Annotated in this window: 16 protein-coding genes; 14 read left to right on the top strand and 2 right to left on the bottom strand. The window is 66.3% G+C overall.

Going from position 1 to position 18,014, the window contains the following annotated elements; genetic code table 11:
• Nucleotides 1-18: 18 nt before the first annotated feature.
• The 8 genes from AC1VVG_RS17145 to AC1VVG_RS17110 all read left to right on the top strand — a co-directional run bounded on the left by AC1VVG_RS17145 (nt 19) and on the right by AC1VVG_RS17110 (nt 9,449).
• The gene (locus AC1VVG_RS17145) at nt 19-948 is read left to right on the top strand and encodes an SMP-30/gluconolactonase/LRE family protein (protein ID WP_034186142.1); all 930 of its coding nucleotides are present in this window, start codon (nt 19-21) and stop codon (nt 946-948) included.
• 85 nt (nt 949-1,033) lie between these two features.
• Nucleotides 1,034-2,413 carry an MFS transporter gene (locus AC1VVG_RS17140; protein ID WP_059556966.1) on the top strand — a complete coding sequence of 460 codons (1,380 nt, stop codon included), beginning with the start codon at nt 1,034-1,036 and terminating at the stop codon, nt 2,411-2,413.
• Between the two features lie 46 nt (nt 2,414-2,459).
• Complete coding sequence (locus AC1VVG_RS17135) at nt 2,460-3,611, top strand: porin (protein WP_049031329.1); 1,152 nt, start codon at nt 2,460-2,462, stop codon at nt 3,609-3,611.
• A gap of 10 nt (nt 3,612-3,621) precedes the next feature.
• Entirely contained in the window at nt 3,622-4,668 is a 1,047-nt protein-coding gene (locus AC1VVG_RS17130) for an amidohydrolase family protein (protein ID WP_124607630.1), read from the top strand.
• Nucleotides 4,665-5,945 carry an MFS transporter gene (locus AC1VVG_RS17125; RefSeq protein WP_482835924.1) on the top strand — a complete coding sequence of 427 codons (1,281 nt, stop codon included), beginning with the start codon at nt 4,665-4,667 and terminating at the stop codon, nt 5,943-5,945. Before AC1VVG_RS17130 ends, AC1VVG_RS17125 begins: the two co-directional genes overlap by 4 nt.
• A complete protein-coding gene (locus AC1VVG_RS17120) occupies nt 5,942-7,180 on the top strand; it encodes an MFS transporter (protein ID WP_124669636.1) in 1,239 nt (412 codons plus the stop codon). Before AC1VVG_RS17125 ends, AC1VVG_RS17120 begins: the two co-directional genes overlap by 4 nt.
• Nucleotides 7,181-7,191: 11 nt before the next feature.
• A complete protein-coding gene (locus tag AC1VVG_RS17115; RefSeq protein WP_034186147.1) occupies nt 7,192-8,514 on the top strand; it encodes an MFS transporter in 1,323 nt (440 codons plus the stop codon).
• Between the two features lie 2 nt (nt 8,515-8,516).
• On the top strand, nt 8,517-9,449 hold the full coding sequence (locus AC1VVG_RS17110) for an amidohydrolase family protein (RefSeq protein WP_175026785.1): 933 nt from the start codon (nt 8,517-8,519) through the stop codon (nt 9,447-9,449).
• A 78-nt stretch (nt 9,450-9,527) separates the two neighbouring features.
• On the opposite strand, the gene AC1VVG_RS17105 is transcribed toward AC1VVG_RS17110, so the two are convergent.
• Nucleotides 9,528-10,127 (bottom strand): hypothetical protein, encoded by a 600-nt coding sequence (locus tag AC1VVG_RS17105; protein ID WP_482835923.1) that lies wholly within the window; start codon nt 10,125-10,127, stop codon nt 9,528-9,530.
• 833 nt (nt 10,128-10,960) lie between these two features.
• Here AC1VVG_RS17105 and AC1VVG_RS17100 point away from each other — a divergent pair.
• The 5 genes from AC1VVG_RS17100 to AC1VVG_RS17080 all read left to right on the top strand — a co-directional run bounded on the left by AC1VVG_RS17100 (nt 10,961) and on the right by AC1VVG_RS17080 (nt 15,943).
• The gene (locus tag AC1VVG_RS17100) at nt 10,961-12,079 is read left to right on the top strand and encodes a branched-chain amino acid ABC transporter substrate-binding protein (protein ID WP_006484706.1); all 1,119 of its coding nucleotides are present in this window, start codon (nt 10,961-10,963) and stop codon (nt 12,077-12,079) included.
• 183 nt (nt 12,080-12,262) lie between these two features.
• Complete coding sequence (gene livH / locus AC1VVG_RS17095) at nt 12,263-13,189, top strand: high-affinity branched-chain amino acid ABC transporter permease LivH (RefSeq protein ID WP_034186151.1); 927 nt, start codon at nt 12,263-12,265, stop codon at nt 13,187-13,189.
• Between the two features lie 11 nt (nt 13,190-13,200).
• Nucleotides 13,201-14,472 (top strand): high-affinity branched-chain amino acid ABC transporter permease LivM, encoded by a 1,272-nt coding sequence (locus AC1VVG_RS17090; protein ID WP_049035043.1) that lies wholly within the window; start codon nt 13,201-13,203, stop codon nt 14,470-14,472.
• Nucleotides 14,469-15,242: a high-affinity branched-chain amino acid ABC transporter ATP-binding protein LivG gene (gene livG / locus AC1VVG_RS17085; RefSeq protein ID WP_034186153.1), complete on the top strand. Its 774-nt coding sequence runs from the start codon at nt 14,469-14,471 to the stop codon at nt 15,240-15,242. The genes AC1VVG_RS17090 and livG overlap by 4 nt, the downstream gene beginning before the upstream one ends.
• Entirely contained in the window at nt 15,242-15,943 is a 702-nt protein-coding gene (locus AC1VVG_RS17080; RefSeq protein WP_006484776.1) for an ABC transporter ATP-binding protein, read from the top strand. Before livG ends, AC1VVG_RS17080 begins: the two co-directional genes overlap by 1 nt.
• Before the next feature lie 89 nt (nt 15,944-16,032).
• On the opposite strand, the gene AC1VVG_RS17075 is transcribed toward AC1VVG_RS17080, so the two are convergent.
• Nucleotides 16,033-16,884 carry a LysR substrate-binding domain-containing protein gene (locus AC1VVG_RS17075; RefSeq protein ID WP_034186154.1) on the bottom strand — a complete coding sequence of 284 codons (852 nt, stop codon included), beginning with the start codon at nt 16,882-16,884 and terminating at the stop codon, nt 16,033-16,035.
• A 133-nt stretch (nt 16,885-17,017) separates the two neighbouring features.
• Between AC1VVG_RS17075 and AC1VVG_RS17070 the strand changes: the two genes are divergently transcribed.
• Nucleotides 17,018-17,998: a hypothetical protein gene (locus AC1VVG_RS17070; RefSeq protein WP_069245987.1), complete on the top strand. Its 981-nt coding sequence runs from the start codon at nt 17,018-17,020 to the stop codon at nt 17,996-17,998.
• Nucleotides 17,999-18,014: the final 16 nt, after the last annotated feature.

Genomic DNA, 18,014 nt, shown 5'->3' with positions numbered 1-18,014 from the left:
CTGGACATCGAGGTACGCATGTTTTATCTGACGAATCCCGACGTGCGCGAGGCCGAAGTCTTCACGCGCATGCCGGAGAAGTTTCGCAAGCCGGACGTCCGCACGGAATGGGCGCGCGCGAATCGCGGCGGAATGGTCACGGATTCCTTTCTCGAAGGGCCGGTCTGGGATCCGGACGGTTACCTGTTCGTTACCGACATTCCGCACGGGCGCATCTTCCGCATTTCACCGTCAGGTGACTGGGAACTCGTCGCCGAATACGACGGCGAGCCCAACGGGATGAAGCGCTTCGACGCGTCACACCTGATCATCACCGACTACCGGAACGGCGTGATGCTGCTCGATATCGAGCGCGGTGAAGTCCGCCCGTATCTCGAGCGCCGCAACACCGAGCGCTTCAAGGGCGTGAACGACCTGACGTTCGACTCGGCCGGCAACCTCTATTTCACCGACCAGGGGCAGACCGGCCTGCACGATCCGACGGGCCGCGTGTACCGGCTGTCGCCCGACGGCAAGCTCGACATGCTGCTCGATACCTGCCCGAGCCCGAACGGACTCGTCCTGTCGCGCGACGAGAAGGTGCTGTTCGTCGCGATGACGCGCGGCAATGCCGTGTGGCGCATGCCGCTGCAGGCCGACGGCTCGGTCACGAAGGTCAGCCAGTTCTTCACGTCCTACGGACCGAGCGGCCCCGACGGCCTCACCGTCGATCTCGACGGCCGCCTGTTCGTCGCGAATCCGGGGCTCGGCCGCGTGTGGGTGCTCAACCACTGCGCGGAGCCCGTCGAGATCCTGACCGGACCGAAAGGCGCGTCGCTCACGAGCGTGTGCTTCGGCGGCCCGGACATGAAGACGCTTTTCATCACCGAAGCGACGTCGGGTTCCATCCTGAAAGCGGACATGACCGTTGCCGGCCCGCTGCCGAAACAGGCAGCGAAGCAGGACTGAGACCACGAGCCGGGAAGCCGCGCGTCGGCTTCCCGCCCGCATGCCGAAAGATCGCGCCGCCAGCCGCGCGACGAAGGAGACAAGCATGACCATTTCGCACGTGTTGCATGCCGGCGAGGACGCACCGCGCGCCGCCGCGCAAGCCGCGGAGCGTCTGGCCGCCGACGATTACGCGGCCAGCGAGCGCACGCTCGCCAAGGCGTTCCGGCGCATTCTGCCGTTCATTTTCGTCTGCTACGTGATCAGTTATCTCGACAGGACCAACGTCGGTTTTGCCGCGCTGACGATGAACAAGGATCTCGGTCTCACGGCCGAGCAGTTCGGCATCGGCGCCGGCCTGTTCTTCATCGGCTATTTCCTGTTCGAGATTCCGAGCAACCTGATCATGCAGAAGGTCGGCGCGCGCGTGTGGATCGCGAGAATCATGATCACGTGGGGCCTGTTCTCGATGGCGACGGCGTTCGTCGTCGGACCGAAGAGCTTTGCGGCGGCGCGTTTTCTGCTCGGGCTCGCCGAGGCGGGGTTCACGCCCGGCATCTATCTGTATTTCACGCACTGGTTTCCCGGCAAGTGGCGCGCGAAGGTGACGGCCGCGTTCCTCGTCGGCATTCCGGTCGCGAACATGATCGGCTCGCCGGTTTCCGGCGCGCTGCTCGAACTCGGCGGCCTGCACGGGCTGCGCAGCTGGCAGTGGCTGTTGCTGATCGAAGGCGTGCCGGCCGTGATGCTCGGCATCGCGTGCCTGTTCGTGCTGGCCGACCGTCCCGAGAAAGCCGCGTGGCTCAGTGACGAAGAGAAGGCATCGCTCGCGAAGCGCCTCGCGTTCGAGCAGCGCGACATCGGCGCGAAGCACGGCAGCAACCTGCGCGATGCCATGACGAACTGGCGCGTGTTCGTGCTTGCGTTCATCAACTTCTGCGGGATCGTCGGCTCGCTTGGCGTCGGCCTGTGGATGCCGCAGATCATCAAGCAGTTCGGCGTCGAACACGCGGTGGTCGGCTGGCTGACGGCCATTCCGTATGCAATCGGTGCCGTCGCGATGCTGTGGTGGGCGCGGGTCGCCAATCGTGCGGCCAACCGCATTCCGTATGTCGCCGGCGCACTGGCCGTCGCCGCCGTGGCGTTGTGCGCGAGCGCCTTCATTCATGCGCCGGTTTTCAAGCTGATCGCGCTGTGCGTCACGGTGAGCGGGATCCTCGCGTTTCAGGCGACCTACTGGGCGATCCCGTCCGGATTCCTGACCGGCCGGGCCGCCGCCGGCGGCCTCGCGCTGATCGTGTCGGTCGGCAACCTCGGCGGCTTCGTCGGACCGTCGCTGATCGGTGCGCTCAAGCAGTTCTCCGGCGGTTTCACCACGCCGCTCGTCGCCGTGTCGGCCGTGCTGCTGCTCGGTGCGCTGACCATTGCATGGCTCGGCGATCCGGGCTCGTGCGCCGGCGAAGCGCTCGCCGCCCGCAGGACGTGAATATTTCTTCGTCAGACCCACCCACAAAAAACAGTTTGGAGACTCCATGTTGTCGAATCAGGCCAGCCAGAATGCCCGCCCGAAATCCCGCTTCGTGCTCGGCGCCGTCACCGTCGCGAGCGCGGCGTTGGGGGGCGGTGTCGCACATGCGCAAAGCAGCGTCACGCTGTACGGCATTGCCGACGTCGGCATCGAACACATCAACAATACGAGCACCGGCGGCGCGCAGACGCGCGAAGCATCGGGCAACCTGTCCGGTTCGCGGTGGGGACTGAAGGGCGTCGAGGAGCTCGGCGGCGGCATGAAGGCCATTTTCCAGCTGGAAGACGGCTTCAACATCAATGACGGCACGACCGCGCAGTCGACGAAAGGCCTCGGTGCGAACGCCGCCACGACGTCGCGGATTTTCGGCCGGCAGGCGTGGGTGGGGCTGTCTTATCGAGGGCAGCAACTGACGTTCGGCCGCCAGAACTCGCTCTTCTACGAACAGGCCGTGGCGTTCGACCCGATGGGCGCGTCGTCGCGCTATTCGGTGCTGTCGCTCGACTACGCGGCGGCCGCGCGTATCGACAATTCGGCGAAATACACCGGCGTGTTCGGTCCGCTCACGGCGCAAGCGATGTACAGCACCCGCTACGACACCGGATACGGCGCCGAGGTGCCGGGCGCGCAGCTCACCGGCCGCTTCTTCAGCGGCGCGTTGAGTTTCGCGCAGGGGCCGCTCGCCGCGAGCGTGTCGTACGAGCAGCGCAACAGCAACACCGTCGCGACGAACACGGGCACCGAGCGTCGCGCGACGGCCGCCGCGTCGTATGCGATCGGACCGGTGAAGGGATTCGCCGGTTATCGCTACCTGCATGCGTCGAACGCGTTCCTGCCGGCGAACCCGATCCGTGTCGCGAACGGCGCCGAAGCCAGCGCGGCGAACCTGTACTGGGCCGGCGCGCAATACGCGGTGTCGCCGGCGTTCGTGGTCACGGCAACGGCGTATTACCAGGACGTGCATTCGACCAGTGCCGATCCGTGGCTCGCCGTGCTCTGTGCGGACTATCTGCTGTCGAAGCGCACCGATGTCTACGCGACGGCCGGTTTCGCGCGCAACAAGGGCGGCTCCGCGCTTGGCGTGAACGGCTACGGCACGGTCGCACCCGATCACAACCAGACGGGCGTGGTGATCGGCATGCGCCAGAAATTCTAAGGCGATCGCGATGCAGACCGTTCACGCGCCCCATCTGCCCGTCAGGCCCGAGTGGCTCGCATTGCGCGACGAGCCGGTGCTCGAACCCGAGCTTGCCATCGTCGACGCCCATCATCACCTGTGGGACCGCCAGACCGGGCGCTATCTCGCGGACGAATTCGGCGCGGACGTGCGCAGCGGGCATCGGGTCGTGTCGACGGTCTACGTGCAGTGTCGCTCGATGTTGCGTGCCAGCGGGCCGGATGCGCTCAAGCCGGTCGGCGAAGTGCAATTCGCGAGCGGCATCGCCGCGATGTTCGAAAGCGGCGCATACGGCCCCGCGCGATGCTGCGAGGCCATCGTAGGCGGCGCCGATCTGTCGCTCGGCGCGGCGCTCGATGCGGTGCTCGACACGATGCTGCAGGTGTCCGGCGGACGACTGCGCGGGATCCGCAATCCGCTCGCGTGGCATGCGAGCCCCGACGTGCGATCGAGCCCGGTCACGCCGCCGCGCGACCGGATGTCGGATCCGGCTTTCCGGCGGGGCGTGACGACGCTCGCTCGCTACGGATTGTCGCTCGACGCCTGGGTCTATCACACGCAGCTCGACGACCTGTACGAACTCGCGCGCGCATGCGAGGACGTCGTCGTGGTCATCGACCATTTCGGCGGCCCGGTCGGCGTGGGCCCGCATGCCGGCCGGCATGCGGAAGTCCGTGCGCAATGGCAACGGCAACTCGCGCGTCTCGCCGCGCTGCCGAACACGCGCATGAAGCTCGGCGGCGCGGGCATGAGCGTGTTCGGTTTCGATTTCGCCGCGCGCGACCTGCCGCCGTCGTCGCAGGAACTGGCGGCCGCGTGGCAGCCGTATTTCGATACCTGCGTCGAATGCTTCGGCGTCGATCGCTGCATGTTCGAGAGCAACTTCCCCGTCGACAAGGGGATGTTCGGCTATCGCGTGCTGTGGAACGCCTTCAAACGACTCGCGTCGGCGATGTCGGCCGATGAAAAGGCCGCGCTGTTCAGCCGGACGGCCGCATCGACGTATCGCGTCGCAATTCCCGGAGACAACCCATGAAGACGAGTGCAACCGTGGCGACGCAGGAGAGGGCGTCCGCTGCCGCGGAAAAAGGCGGTACGCGCATGACCCGTATCGAGCGGCGTTCGCTGACGCTCGCGGGGCTCGGCTGGACCTTCGAGAGCTACGACTCGTTCCTGCTTTCGCTGCTGCTGCCGACGCTCGCGCTGCAGTTCGGGCTGAGCAAGGCGCAGCTCGGTTTGTTCACGAGCGTCACGGCGGCCGGACAGATCGTCGGCGGCATTCTGTTCGGCTTCGTGTCGGACCGGATCGGGCGCGTGCGCACCGCGCTGCTGTGTGTCGGCATCTACTCGCTGTTTTCCGGCCTGATCGCATTTGCGCCCGACGCGCATTCGTTCGCCGCGTTGCGCTTTTTCGGCGCGCTCGGCATGGGCGGCACCTGGACCGCCGGCGCGGCGCTCATCGCGGAGACCTGGCATCCGAGCCGGCGCGGCAAGGGCGGCGCGCTGATGCAGATGGGCTTGCCGGTCGGCGCGATCCTCGCGATCGTGATCTCGGGCATCGTCGGCGCCGCGCATGGCGGATTGGCCGGCGACAGCTGGCGTCTGCTGTTCCTGATCGGCGCGTCGCCGTTCTTCATCCTGTTCTGGGTCGCGCGCAAGACGCCGGAATCGCCGATCTGGCTCGAACGCCGGCACGCGAAGCTGCACGCCCGCAAGCTCGACACGGCCAGTCACGAGAAGCTGAACGTGCGCGGCCTGCTCACCGCCTTCTGCTTCATCTTCTTCCTGCAGTACCTCTACTGGGGCGTATTCACGTGGACGCCGACGTTCCTCGTCACGGTGAAGCACCTCGACTTCGTGCATAGCCTCAAGTTCGTGCTTGCGCTGCAGTTCGGCGCGATTGCCGGGTTTCTGCTGTTCTCGGCATGGGTCGACCGGCTCGGCCGGCGGCCGATGTTCCTGGCCTATCTGCTGGTCGGCGCGATGGCCGTGGGCGTGTACATCGTGTCGGCGAATCCGTGGCTGCTGATGACCGCGATCTTCCTGACCGGCTTCAGCGTGAACGGCATCTTCGCGGGCGCCGGCCCGTTCCTCGCGGAGATCATCGGCAACACGGCATCGCGCGGGTTCTTCATGGGCCTCGCGTACAACGGCGGGCGGCTCGGCGGCTTCATCGCGCCGTTGATCATCGGCGCGCTGGCGTCGACGTCGGGCGGTTTCGTGCTCGGTCTCGCGACGACGATCGTCGCGTTCGTCGCCGCGGCCGCGGTCGTGCTGTTCGCGCCCGAAACGCGCGGAAAGGCGCTGTCATGAGCGTGGCAACGCGAGCGGGGTGGGTGAGCACGCTGTTTCCGGCGCTGTCCGAGGCGTCGCTGCGGCGCTATCTGAGCGGGCAGGTCGCGTCGGTGCTCGGCAGCTGGACGCAGAACGTCACGCTGAATCTGCTGGTCTATCACCTGTCCGGCTCGGGGGCGATCCTCGCGCTGCTCAACTTTCTGCTGTACGGGCCGCAGTTGATCGTCGCGCCGGTGGCAGGCTCCCGCATCGGTTCGGCCAACGCGCGCCGCGTGACGCTGTGCGTGCTGACGGCGTCGCTGCTGCTGACCGGCAGCCTCTTCACGTTGTCGCTGCTCGGCCTGCTCGGCGTGAAGCTGATCCTCGCGCATGCGCTCGCGATCGGCGTGTCGAGCGCGGTGGAAACGCCCGCGCGGCAGGTGCTGCTGCTGACGAGCCTGCAGGACGCGACGCATACCTCCAACGCGGTCGCGATGAACACGATGGTCTACAACGTCGGGCGCATGGTCGGCCCGACCATCGCCGGATTCGTCTATCCGACGCTGGGGCCAAGGACGTCGTTTGCGATCTATGCGCTCGCGCTGTGCTTCATGGCGGCGTGCGTGCGGTCGATCCGGACCGCGTCGGCGGGCCGCCCGTCGCGCGCGGAGAGCGGCCTGCGCGATGCGGTCGGCTATGTCCTGTCCGATGCGTTCTCGGCCCGCTATCTGCCGATTCTCGCGTGCATCGGCCTGTTCGCCGGCAGCTACCAGACGCTCGTGCCGCTGCTCGCGGACCAGGGTTTTCACGATGCGGCGCGCTTTACCGGCGTGTTCTTCGCGTGCGCCGGCGCCGGCTCGTTGAGCGCGGCGGTGCTGCTGTCGTCGGCATTCGGGCCGCGCGCGTCGCACCGGTTCATCGCGTATGCACCGTGGACGGCGGTCGGCGCGCTTGCCGTGCTGGCCGCGACGACCGATGCGGCCGGATCGATTCCCGCGTTTTATGCGCTCGGCTTCAGCCTCACGTTCGCGGCCACGTCGACGAACGCGACCATTCAGCGCCAGTGCCCGGATCACGTGCGCGGCGGGCTCGTCGGGATGTACGGCATGGCCTACAACGGCACGATGCCGTTCGGTTACCTGCTCGTCGGCAGCGCATCCGAGGCGCTCGGCGTGCGACACACCTTCGCGGCAATGGCCGCCGTGCTCGCGTGCGGCGTCATGGCGGTCATCGCGTGGCAACGGTTCACAGGAACGCGCCCAGGCGCACAATAAACGGAGACAACATGCAAACCGGGTTCATGGAAGCGTCCGCGATCGAGCGCCGGACCATACGAAAGGTCGTCTGGCGACTCATTCCCTTTTTGATGATCTGCTACCTGCTTGCCTTTATCGACCGGGGCAACGTGGGGATGGCGTCGCTGCAGATGAACCACGACCTCGGGATGTCGGCGACGGTCTTCGGCTTCGGCAGCAGCCTGTTCTTCATTTCCTACTTCTTTTTCGAAGTGCCGAGCAATCTCGCGCTGCAGAAATACGGCGCGCGGATCTGGATCGCCCGGATCATGATCACCTGGGGCATCGTGTCGGCGGCGACCGCGCTCGTGCACAACGCGACGACGTTCTACGTGCTGCGTTTCCTGCTGGGCGCGGCCGAAGCCGGCTTCTTCCCGGGCGTGCTGCTTTATTTGTCGTACTGGATTCCCGCGCAGTATCGTGCGCGCATCGTCGCGACGTTCATGGTCGCGATTCCGGCCGCGAGCTTCATCGGCTCGCCGATCTCCGCGCTGCTGTTGCAGATGGACGGCGTCTGGGGCCTGCGCGGATGGCACTGGCTGTTCATCCTCGAAGGCATTCCGACCGTGCTACTCGGCATCGCATGCCTGTTCATGCTGACGAACAAGCCGGAGAACGCGAGGTGGCTCGACGACGACGAGCGCGCGTGGCTCTCGGGCGCGCTTGCCGCCGGCCACAAGACCCGCAAGAAGGTGCCGTCGCTGCCGCTCACGCAGCTGTTCCGCAACCGCTACGTGCTGTGCCTCGCGCTCGTGGACACGTGTGCGTCCGCGGCGGGCAGCACGCTGTCCGTGTGGCAGCCGCAGCTGCTCAAGTCGTTCGGCCTGACCGTCATGCAGACCGGCCTGCTGAACGCGGTGCCGTACGCGGTGGCCTCCGTGCTGATGGTTTACTGGGGCCGGCGTTCGGACCGTGTCGGCGAACGGCGCTGGCACACGGCCGTGCCGATGCTGCTGATCGGCGTGGGCCTGTTCGCGACGTCGCTGAGCGGCTCGCTGCTGCCGACGGTCTGCATGCTCTGCGCGGTGCTGGTCGGCGCGTATTCGTTCAAGGGGCCGTTCTGGGCACTCGCGACCGACATGCTGTCCAACAGCACCGTGGCGGCCGGGCTCGCGACGGTCAATGCGATCGCGAACCTGCTCGGCGGCGGGCTGATGGTGAACGTGTACGGGTGGGTGAAGGCCGCGACGGGCAGCTACGCGCTCGCCTTGATGCCGCTCGCGATCCTCACGCTCGTGAGCGTCGCGACGCTGCTGCTGCTCACGCGCAATCATGCGGCCGGCAAGCTGGTCGGCAAGACGGGGACCATCTGATCATGGCACGCATGGCGAGGCGTGAATTCCTCCGGATCGCCGGCGCGACGCTGGCTTCGGCTGCATTGCCGAGGCCGGCCGCCGCCGACGAAACGTGGTCGAGCGGCATCGAGCCGCCGGCGTTCCGGCTGCCCGACGGGGCGATCGACTGTCACATGCACATCTACGACGACCGGTTCCCGGTCGCGCCGGGCACGACGCTGCGACCGCCGAATGCGACCGTCGCGCAATACCGGCGCGTGCAGGCGCGGATCGGCGTGAAGCGCAACGTGGTCGTGACGCCGTCGACGTACGGGACGGACAATCGCTGCACGCTCGCGGCGATCGCGCAGTTCGGCGGCGACGCGCGCGGTGTCGCCGTCGTCGACGGCACCGTGAGCGACGACGAACTCCGGGTGCTCGATCGCGGCGGCATCCGTGCGATCCGGTTCAACCTGAGCTATCCGGGCGCGACGACGCTCGACATGCTGGCGCCGCTCGCCGCGCGTATCGCGAACCTCGGATGGCACATCGAGCTGGTGGTGCAGGGCGCGCGGCTGCCGGAGCTGGAGCCGCATCTCGCGGCGCTGCCTTGTCCGCTCGTCATCGACCATATCGCGCACGTGCCGCAGCCCGGCGGGCTGGCGTCGGCCGCGCTTCGTACCGCGCAACGCCTCGTCGACAAGGGCCATACGTGGATCACGTTGTCCGGCCCGTACGTCGACAGCAAGACGGGCGCGCCTGCCTACGAGGACGTCGCCCCGGTCGCGAAGGCGCTGATCGGCATGGCGCCGGAGCGCATGCTCTGGGGCACCGACTGGCCGCACCCGACGCAGAAGACGGACAAGCCGGACGACGCGAGCCTGCTGGACGTGATCGCCGGCTGGATCGGGCGTCCGGACTGGCAGCAGCTGATATTCGTTGCGAACCCCGCGAAGCTGTACGGGTTTGCATAGCGCGGACAGGATGAGGTCGCGAACGGGCGCGCATGCGCGGACTTGGATTGACGCGCCGCGCGGCGTTACCACCCTGCGTCACCAGGCGATATTGCAGGACGACCACGACGTCCCCGCGCCTCCGGTAGCCGTGCAATGCGTGCCCGCGCCGTTGTCGAAAAACGTCCGTGTTTCCGGTTGCGGTACGGACGGATCGTACGGATTCGGCGTCCCGTGCGGACCGCGTGCGGCATCGTACGGCCGCGTCGGCGCATACGCCTCGCCGCTGCCGACCGGTTTCGAACCGTTGTTCCGCAGGTATTCGTTCCAGTTCCGTGCGCGCTGTTCGGATCCGGGCAACGCGCGCCCGAGGCTGTCGCTGCCGCCCGCGCCGAGCGCGACGCGATTCGCAGGCAAGACGAAGCCGGATGCATGTCCGGCCGGCGTTTTCGCTTCGAGCGTATTGCCGGACACTCGCAACGGCCGCGTATCGGGCGTATCGAACGGGCTGCGTTCCGCGGGCACGGCATACTGCGCGCGTCGAGTGACGCGCCGCGCACGCACCTCGTCGCGACCGGCAGCACGACGCTCCGAGCGAAACACATTGGCGCCGGCCGACCGATCGGCCAGCGTGCCGCGCTCCGAGGCATCGGCTACGGAAACGGAAAGCGTCCACACGAACGCAGCGGCGAAAGACAAGCGAAGAGCGTGACTCATCAGCGATCCCAATCAGGTGATGTGCATGGAGAAAAACGGCAGATCACTGGCTGGCGAGACTGAACGACGGACGGGCGTTGGTGCGGCCCTGAAGCGACGCGGCGAAGCGCGGTGGCGCGGTTCGCGGGAAGGCTGGCTGGATTGCAGAAGCGAGTTCGTATTATTTCATGAAAATAACAATTTGCTTTCTGTGACGATGAAATCGTCGGCGAACGGAAGGTTTTACCGCTTCGCGCGAACGCCCCTCATTGGTGCTTGCTGCCCCAATCGTCAGTTGATTGATTTTTCGCGATCGGCCTCCTGGCACCCTCCGATCGTGCCGGACTCGGCGAAGAATCGCCCAAACCCTTGCACGACAAGGCACCGATCTATCCCGCCACCTGTTATCGCAACCCGATTGCACCCCACGCAAACGTTCCCGCCCCACCGGGGTTGCGCCCTCGTCGCCACCGTACAACACCCAAACCCTACGTGTTTTCCCTCAGTCGACAGGCATTTTTGACAGACGATTTAAAAACGCCCATATAATTTCGACTGCCTTGCCAATGGCTGTCGGACCATCCCTCCGAACCAGCGATCTGGCAAGCGGGGCAGGCGAAACGCTTGCGCAATGCAAGACGCATCACGATGTCTTTCCGAACCAGACGTCCCCCTCCGGGGACTGCAAGAGCCGGGCCCCGCTACGCAACATTCCGCTGGAGTTCCGTCTTCTATGTGTCTCGGGCGTGTCCCATGTCCTCGCCCCGGGTGCTGTTCGATTGCGCAAGTCATGCCGCCTTTGCCCGTATGACTAAACAACATCGAGGAGCTCCCAGATGACGCTGTCCCGTCTTACGTCCATTTCCGTTGCCGCCGTGCTGTTCGCCGCCGGCGCCGCCGCCGCGCAAGCGGAAACCGTGAAGATCGCCATTGCTGGTCCGATGAGCGGCTCGGTCGCCCAGTATGGCGACATGGTGAAGGCCGGCGCGCTGACCGCGATCGAACAGATCAACGCGGCAGGCGGTGCGGGCGGCAACAAGTTCGAAGTGGTGATGATGGACGACGCGTGCGAACCGAAGCAGGCTGTCGCCGTCGCCAACAAGATCGTCAGCCAGAAGATCAAGTACGTGATCGGCCACGTGTGCTCGGGTTCGACGATCCCGGCCTCGGACATCTACGAGAACGAAGGCATCGTGATGGTCACGCCGTCGGCGACCGCGCCGCAGCTGACCGAAGGCAAGAAGCGCCACTTCATCTTCCGCACGATCGGCCGCGACGACCAGCAAGGGCCGGCCGCCGCGCACTACATCATCAACAACGTGAAGCCGAAGAAGGTCGCCGTCCTGCACGACAAGCAGTCGTACGGCCAGGGCATCGCGTCGTCGGTGAAGAAGGACCTCGAGGCCGCGAAGATCCCGGTCGTGCTGTTCGAAGGCATCAACGCCGGCGATTCGGACTACTCGGCGATCATCACGAAGCTGAAGTCGCAGGGCGTCGATTTCGTCTACTTCGGCGGCTACCACCCGGAAATGGGCCTGCTGATGCGCCAGGCGCGCGAGCAGGGCGTGAAGGCCACGTTCATGGGGCCTGAAGGCGTGGGCAACAAGGACGTGACGGCGATCGCCGGCCCGGCCTCGGAAGGCATGCTCGTCACGCTGCCGGCCGACTTCTCCGCGGACCCGGCCAACGCGGCGCTCGTGAAGGCGTTCGCGGACAAGAAGCGCGACCCGAACGGCCCGTTCCAGATGCCGTCGTACGCAGCGGTGAAGATCATCGCCGACTCGATCGCGGGAGCGAAGACGACCGACCCGACGAAGGTCGCCGCGTACATGCACAAGACGACGTTCGACACGCCGATCGGCAAGGTCGCGTACGACGCGCAGGGCGACCTGAAGGCGTTCAAGTTCGTCGTCTACACGTGGCACAAGGACGCGACGAAGACCGCCGCCAAGTAATACGGCGTACCCGCCCGCGCGCCCGCCCTGTCCGAGACCCGGACGGGGCGGGCGCGTATTGGCCGCGCATCGGCCCATCGCGCGGCCAACGGGCGGCCCGAGACGACACCGTGCGTTGCGCGCGGCCGAACGCCGTGATCCGGCGGCGGCAGGCGACCCAGCGCCAACGGGAGCTTCCCGCACATGACTGACTTCTTTCCGCAATTCGCCCAGCAGCTGGTCAACGGCCTGACGCTGGGCGCGATCTATGCGTTGATCGCCATCGGCTACTCGATGGTCTACGGCATCATCGGCATGATCAACTTCGCCCACGGCGAGATCTACATGATCGGTGCGTACGTGGGCCTCGTGACCCTCACGGCCATCGGCATTTCCGCCGGTTATCCGCTGCCGCTCGTGCTCGGCGCCGCACTGATCGTGTCGGTGATCGTCACCGGCCTGTACGGTTTCGCGGTCGAGCGCGTCGCGTACCGCCCGCTGCGCGGCGGCCCGCGCCTCGTGCCGCTGATCTCCGCGATCGGCATGTCGATCTTCCTGCAGAACTACGTGCAGATCGGCCAGGGTGCGCGCGACGTGTCCGTGCCCGTGCTGATCTCCGGCGCGTTCGACATCCATCTCGGCGGCGACTTCGACGTGACCGTCCCGTATTCGCGCCTGATGATCGTCTGCGTGACGCTCGTGCTGATGATCGCGCTCACGCTGTTCATCTCGCATTCGCGGATGGGCCGCGCGTGCCGCGCATGCGCCGAGGACATGAAGATGGCGAACCTGCTCGGCATCGACACGAACCGCGTGATCTCGTTCACGTTCGTGCTCGGCGCGATGCTGGCGGCCGTCGGCGGCGTGCTGATCGGGCTGACGATCGGCAAACTGAATCCGTATATTGGTTTCGTCGCGGGCATCAAGGCGTTCACCGCCGCGGTGCTCGGCGGGATCGGCAGCATCCCGGGCGCGATGCTCGGCGGCGTGCTGCTCGGCCTCGCCGAAACCTTCGCCGCGGGCTACATGCCGGCCGAGTACAAGGACGTCGTCGCGTTCGGGCTGCTCGTGCTGATCCTGCTCTTCCGCCCGACCGGCCTGCTCGGCAAGTCGGACATCGAAAAGGTCTGAGGGAGACGCAGATGAGTCAAGTCATTTCCGTTCGCCGCCCGGCCGCCGACGCTTCGCTCGGCCAGGCGCTGAAAAATGCCGTGGCCGCCGCGTTGCTGACGGCGATCCTCACGATCCCGGTGCTCGGCCTGCAGCTGAAGCTCGACGGCTACCAGGTCGTGCTGACGCCGCATTGGCGGCCGGTGTGGATCGCGGTCGCGGCCGTGTTCCTGTTCCAGTTGTTCAAGCCGTGGCTCGTGCGCGCGAAAGCGGCCGTGAAACTGCCGGCGGCGCCCGCGATGGGCGCGCGGCAGCAGCGCGCGATCATCTGGGTGCTGCTCGCGGTCGGGCTCGTGTGGCCGTTCTTCGGCTCGCGCGGTGCGGTGGACGTCGCGACGCTCGCGCTGATCTACGTGATCCTCGGCCTCGGGCTGAACATCGTGGTCGGTTTCGCGGGCCTGCTCGATCTCGGCTATGTCGGGTTCTACGCGGTCGGCGGTTATACGTACGCGATGCTGAACCAGTATTTCGGGCTGTCGTTCTGGGCGTGCCTGCCGATCGCGGCGATCGCCGCGGCGACGTTCGGCTTCCTGCTCGGCTTCCCGGTGCTGCGCCTGCGCGGCGACTATCTCGCGATCGTCACGCTCGGCTTCGGCGAAATCATCCGCCTGCTCGCGAACAACCTGACGAGCCTCACCGGCGGCCCGGACGGCATCTCGGGCATTCCGAAGCCGACGGTGTTCGGCTTCGAGATGGCGCGCTCGGCGAGCGTCGAAGGCGCGAAGACCTTCCATGAACTGATCGGGCTGGAATACAGCGGCGAGCACATGGTGATCTTCCTGTACCTGATCGCGCTGGTGCTGGTCGGCTTCACGCTGTTCGTGACGAGCCGCCTGATCCGCATGCCGATGGGCCGCGCGTGGGAAGCGCTGCGCGACGACGAGATCGCGTGCCGTTCGCTCGGCCTGAACCCGACGCGCATCAAGCTGTCGGCATTCACGCTCGGCGCGGCGTTCGCGGGGATCGGCGGCGCGTTCTTTGCGGCGCGCCAGGGCCTCGTGAATCCGGAATCGTTCACCTTCATCGAATCGGCGCTGATCCTCGCGATCGTCGTGCTCGGCGGGATGGGGTCGCAGCTCGGCGTGATTCTCGCGGCGATCCTGCTGACCGTGCTGCCGGAAGTCGCGCGCGGGTTCGCCGAGTACCGGATGCTGATCTTCGGTCTCGTGATGGTGTTGATGATGATGTGGCGTCCGCAGGGCCTGCTGCCCGCGAGCCGTCCCCACGTGGAGCTGCCGCGATGAGCGTGAATACGGAACTGTTGAAGGTCGCCGGGCTGCAGATGCGCTTCGGCGGGTTGCTCGCGGTGGACGGCATCGATTTCGACGTGCGCCGCGACGAGGTGTTCGCGATCATCGGGCCGAACGGCGCGGGCAAGACCACGGTGTTCAACTGCGTCGGCGGCTTCTACAGGCCGACCGGCGGCGCGGTCGAACTCGACGGCCACCCGATCGCCGGGCTGCCGAGCCACAAGATCGCGCTGAAGGGCCTCGTGCGGACGTTCCAGAACATTCGGCTATTCAAGTCGCTGACCGTCGTCGAGAACCTGCTCGTCGCGCAGCATCGCAAGGTGAAGGCGGGGTTGCTGCACGGGCTGTTCGCGACGCCCGCGTATCGTCACGCGGAGAAGGCGGCGCTCGAGCGCGCGGCCGTGTGGCTCGACCGGATGGGGCTGACATCGGTCGCCAACCGCCCGGCCGGCACGCTGTCGTACGGGCACCAGCGGCGTTTGGAGATCGCGCGCTGCATGATCACCGATCCGCGGCTTTTGATGCTCGACGAGCCGGCAGCCGGCCTCAACCCGCAGGAAAAGATCGAGCTGCAGCACCTGATCGACACGCTGCGCCGTGAATTCGGCGTATCGGTGCTGCTGATCGAACACGACATGAGCCTCGTGATGGGCGTGTCCGACCGCATCCTCGTGATGGAGCACGGCCGGCCGATCGTGATCGGCACGCCGGAAGCGGTTCGCAACGACCCGCGCGTGATCAAGGCGTATCTGGGGGAAGAGTGATGCTGAAGCTGGAACAGGTCCATACGCACTACGGCGCGGTCGAGGCGCTCGCGGGCGTGTCGATCGAGGTGAACAAGGGCGAGATCGTCACGCTGATCGGCAGCAACGGCGCCGGCAAGACGACGCTGATGATGACCGTGTGCGGCACGCCGCGCGCCTCGTCGGGCCGCGTGCTGTTCGAGGGCAACGACATCACCGCGATGTCGACGCACCAGATCATGCGGCAGGGGATGGCGATCTCGCCGGAAGGGCGGCGCGTGTTCCCGAGCCTGACGGTGCTCGAAAACCTGAAGATGGGCGGCTTCTTCGCGAGCCGCCACGAGATCGACGACGGCATCGAGCACGTGTTCAAGCTGTTTCCGCGCCTGAAGGAGCGCGCGGCGCAGCGGGCCGGCACGATGTCGGGCGGCGAGCAGCAGATGCTCGCGATCGGCCGTGCGCTGATGAGCAAGCCGCGCCTGCTGCTGCTCGACGAGCCGACGCTCGGTCTCGCGCCGCTCGTGATCGCGCAGATCTTCGACATCATCCGGACGATCCGCGACGAAGGCGTCACGGTGTTTCTCGTCGAGCAGAACGCGAACAAGGCGCTCGGTGTGGCCGATCGCGGCTACGTGCTCGAAACGGGGCGCGTGGTGCTGGCGGACACGGGCGCGAACCTGCTCGCGAACGACCGTATCAAGCAGGCGTATCTCGGCGGCTGAGCGACGGGAAGCCGCCGGCCTGCAACGGGCCGGCGGTGTCCGGCTCTCGACGTTTCCGCATGCAGGGCCGGTTCCCGGCCTTGCTTTTCCTACCCGATCCTGAACGTGCTTTTCAGTACGTCGCGCAGATGCAGCGCGGCGCGATTGCTGTCGTCCGTCAGGATCGTGATCAGATGCGGCGGCAGATCGGGCAGCACGATCCCGGCGACATGGCTCGTCAGGTTGCCCGACACGCGATCGTGCTCGATCAGCCCGACCGCGAGGCCGTTCGCGATGCAGGCTTCGACCGCGGGCGAGCTGGCGCTCTCGAGCAGCATCCGGTGCGCAATCTTCGCCTTCTTCAGCGCGTTCAGCGCGGTGTCGCGATACGGGCAGCCCTGCAGCTGCACCGCGATCGGCAGCGGCGCATCGGGATTGAACTTGAACGTGCGCGCGGCGACCCACACCGGATGGGTCTTGCTGAGCAGCTCGGCGTGCGGCGGCGCTTTCGACACGACGGCGATCGTGATGTCGAGCTGGCCGCGCGCGAACAGCTGCTGCAATTCTTCGCTGGAGCGCGCCTCGACGGTCAGTTCGAGCAGCGGCCGGTCGGCGGCGAAGCGCGGCAGGAATTCCGCCATGAAGTGCGCCGCGTACGAATCCGGGATGCCGAGCCGCAGCTTGCCGGTCAGCATCTGCGGCGACAGCGATTCGACGAGCCGGTCGTGGCTCAGCAGGAACTCGGTGGTGTCGCTCAGCAGCTTGTGGCCGAACTGCGTGAGTTCGACGGCCTGGTTGTTGCGCGTGAACAGGCGCTGCGCGACCATTTCCTCCAGCTTCTGAATCTGCGCGGTGACCGACGACGGGCTGCGGTTCACGTGAGCGGCCGCATCCTTGAAGCGGCCGAGCTTCGCGACGGCGTGGAAGGTTCGCAGCAGGTCGACGTCCAGGGTGCGCGGCATGATTTGGTTTTTCCGAATCAGTGATTCAGGTAATGTCGATTGACGGAATTATTGGGCATCCCATATTCTCGGGTCAACAGGCAGACAACGGCAGGCAGCCGGTCGGGCGTTGCACGCATCCGGGGAACGATTCATGTCGATCAATGATTTTGTCGTAGATGCATTGGTGCGGGACAGGAAGCTGAAGGCGGAGTCGGTATGGACGGTCGAGAATCACGAAAAGTATTCGACGCTGAAGCGCACGGACGATGACGCGCGGCGGAGGGCAGCGGGGCGCGAAGTCTTCTCGCTGATGCGAAACCTGAACGAGCTGGGCGTGCGGAGCCCGGCGCTGTGTGCGGATCGCGACGGCAACGGTTCGTTGCGCGAAGCGATCGGCGCGTTGAGCGAGCGGCTGGCCACGTTGTCGCGCGGCCGCGATGTCCACTACATCGAGCTCGGGCCCGAGCCGGTCAAGACGACCGAGCTGATGAGGGCCGTCAGCGGCGGCGGGCCGGACCATCTGCGCTACACGGCCGTCGACATCAACGAGTCGTCGGAAGACGCGATGCGGCACGCGATCATGCCGTTCCTGAAAACGCCCGGCTGTTTCAACTACATCGCCGACGATTACCGGAACGTGCAGTGGAACCACATCCACTTGGGCCAGGACGTGACGTTCATCACGATGCTCGGGTTCCAGGAGGGCAACGAGTTGCCGGTGACGATCGGCCGGCTGATCCGCACGCTCGGCGGGAAGTCGACCTACGTCGTATCGGAGATGCAGTTGCTCGTGGAGGGGCGCGAAGAGCCGATCTACAACTTCTACCGCAACGAGAACATGGTGCGGTTCTCCGAAATCGTCAGCCGGCAGCAGGGCTTCGAGCCGCTCGGCGAGCATCATGTGTCGATCGTGCGGCTCAATCTGCTCGGCGACCAGTTTCACGTCGCGGTCACGCTGCAACCGGTGTCGAGGGCGGGCGCCGACGGGCATCTGATCACCAACGTCTGCCTGAAGTACACGCCGGAGCAATTCCGCAACGTGCGCCTGAGCCACGGCAATTGCCGCGTGATCGAGGAGCTGCGCAGCGGGGACGGCAGCGTTGTCTACCAGATCGCGCAGTTCAAGGGCTGAATGCCGGAATGCCGAC

This window comes from Burkholderia sp. L-4, assembly GCF_056856535.1.
This window is presented reverse-complemented; position numbering and strand designations above follow the sequence as displayed.

What these genes read in the sequence shown, in the direction of transcription:
- AC1VVG_RS17145 (WP_034186142.1), top strand. Translation starts at nt 19, where the DNA reads ATGTTTTATCTGACGAATCCCGACGTGCGCGAGGCCGAAGTCTTCACG.
- AC1VVG_RS17140 (WP_059556966.1), top strand. Translation starts at nt 1,034, where the DNA reads ATGACCATTTCGCACGTGTTGCATGCCGGCGAGGACGCACCGCGCGCC.
- AC1VVG_RS17135 (WP_049031329.1), top strand. Translation starts at nt 2,460, where the DNA reads ATGTTGTCGAATCAGGCCAGCCAGAATGCCCGCCCGAAATCCCGCTTC.
- AC1VVG_RS17130 (WP_124607630.1), top strand. Translation starts at nt 3,622, where the DNA reads ATGCAGACCGTTCACGCGCCCCATCTGCCCGTCAGGCCCGAGTGGCTC.
- AC1VVG_RS17125 (WP_482835924.1), top strand. Translation starts at nt 4,665, where the DNA reads ATGAAGACGAGTGCAACCGTGGCGACGCAGGAGAGGGCGTCCGCTGCC.
- AC1VVG_RS17120 (WP_124669636.1), top strand. Translation starts at nt 5,942, where the DNA reads ATGAGCGTGGCAACGCGAGCGGGGTGGGTGAGCACGCTGTTTCCGGCG.
- AC1VVG_RS17115 (WP_034186147.1), top strand. Translation starts at nt 7,192, where the DNA reads ATGCAAACCGGGTTCATGGAAGCGTCCGCGATCGAGCGCCGGACCATA.
- AC1VVG_RS17110 (WP_175026785.1), top strand. Translation starts at nt 8,517, where the DNA reads ATGGCACGCATGGCGAGGCGTGAATTCCTCCGGATCGCCGGCGCGACG.
- AC1VVG_RS17100 (WP_006484706.1), top strand. Translation starts at nt 10,961, where the DNA reads ATGACGCTGTCCCGTCTTACGTCCATTTCCGTTGCCGCCGTGCTGTTC.
- livH (WP_034186151.1), top strand. Translation starts at nt 12,263, where the DNA reads ATGACTGACTTCTTTCCGCAATTCGCCCAGCAGCTGGTCAACGGCCTG.
- AC1VVG_RS17090 (WP_049035043.1), top strand. Translation starts at nt 13,201, where the DNA reads ATGAGTCAAGTCATTTCCGTTCGCCGCCCGGCCGCCGACGCTTCGCTC.
- livG (WP_034186153.1), top strand. Translation starts at nt 14,469, where the DNA reads ATGAGCGTGAATACGGAACTGTTGAAGGTCGCCGGGCTGCAGATGCGC.
- AC1VVG_RS17080 (WP_006484776.1), top strand. Translation starts at nt 15,242, where the DNA reads ATGCTGAAGCTGGAACAGGTCCATACGCACTACGGCGCGGTCGAGGCG.
- AC1VVG_RS17075 (WP_034186154.1), bottom strand. Translation starts at nt 16,884, where the DNA reads ATGCCGCGCACCCTGGACGTCGACCTGCTGCGAACCTTCCACGCCGTC.
- AC1VVG_RS17070 (WP_069245987.1), top strand. Translation starts at nt 17,018, where the DNA reads ATGTCGATCAATGATTTTGTCGTAGATGCATTGGTGCGGGACAGGAAG.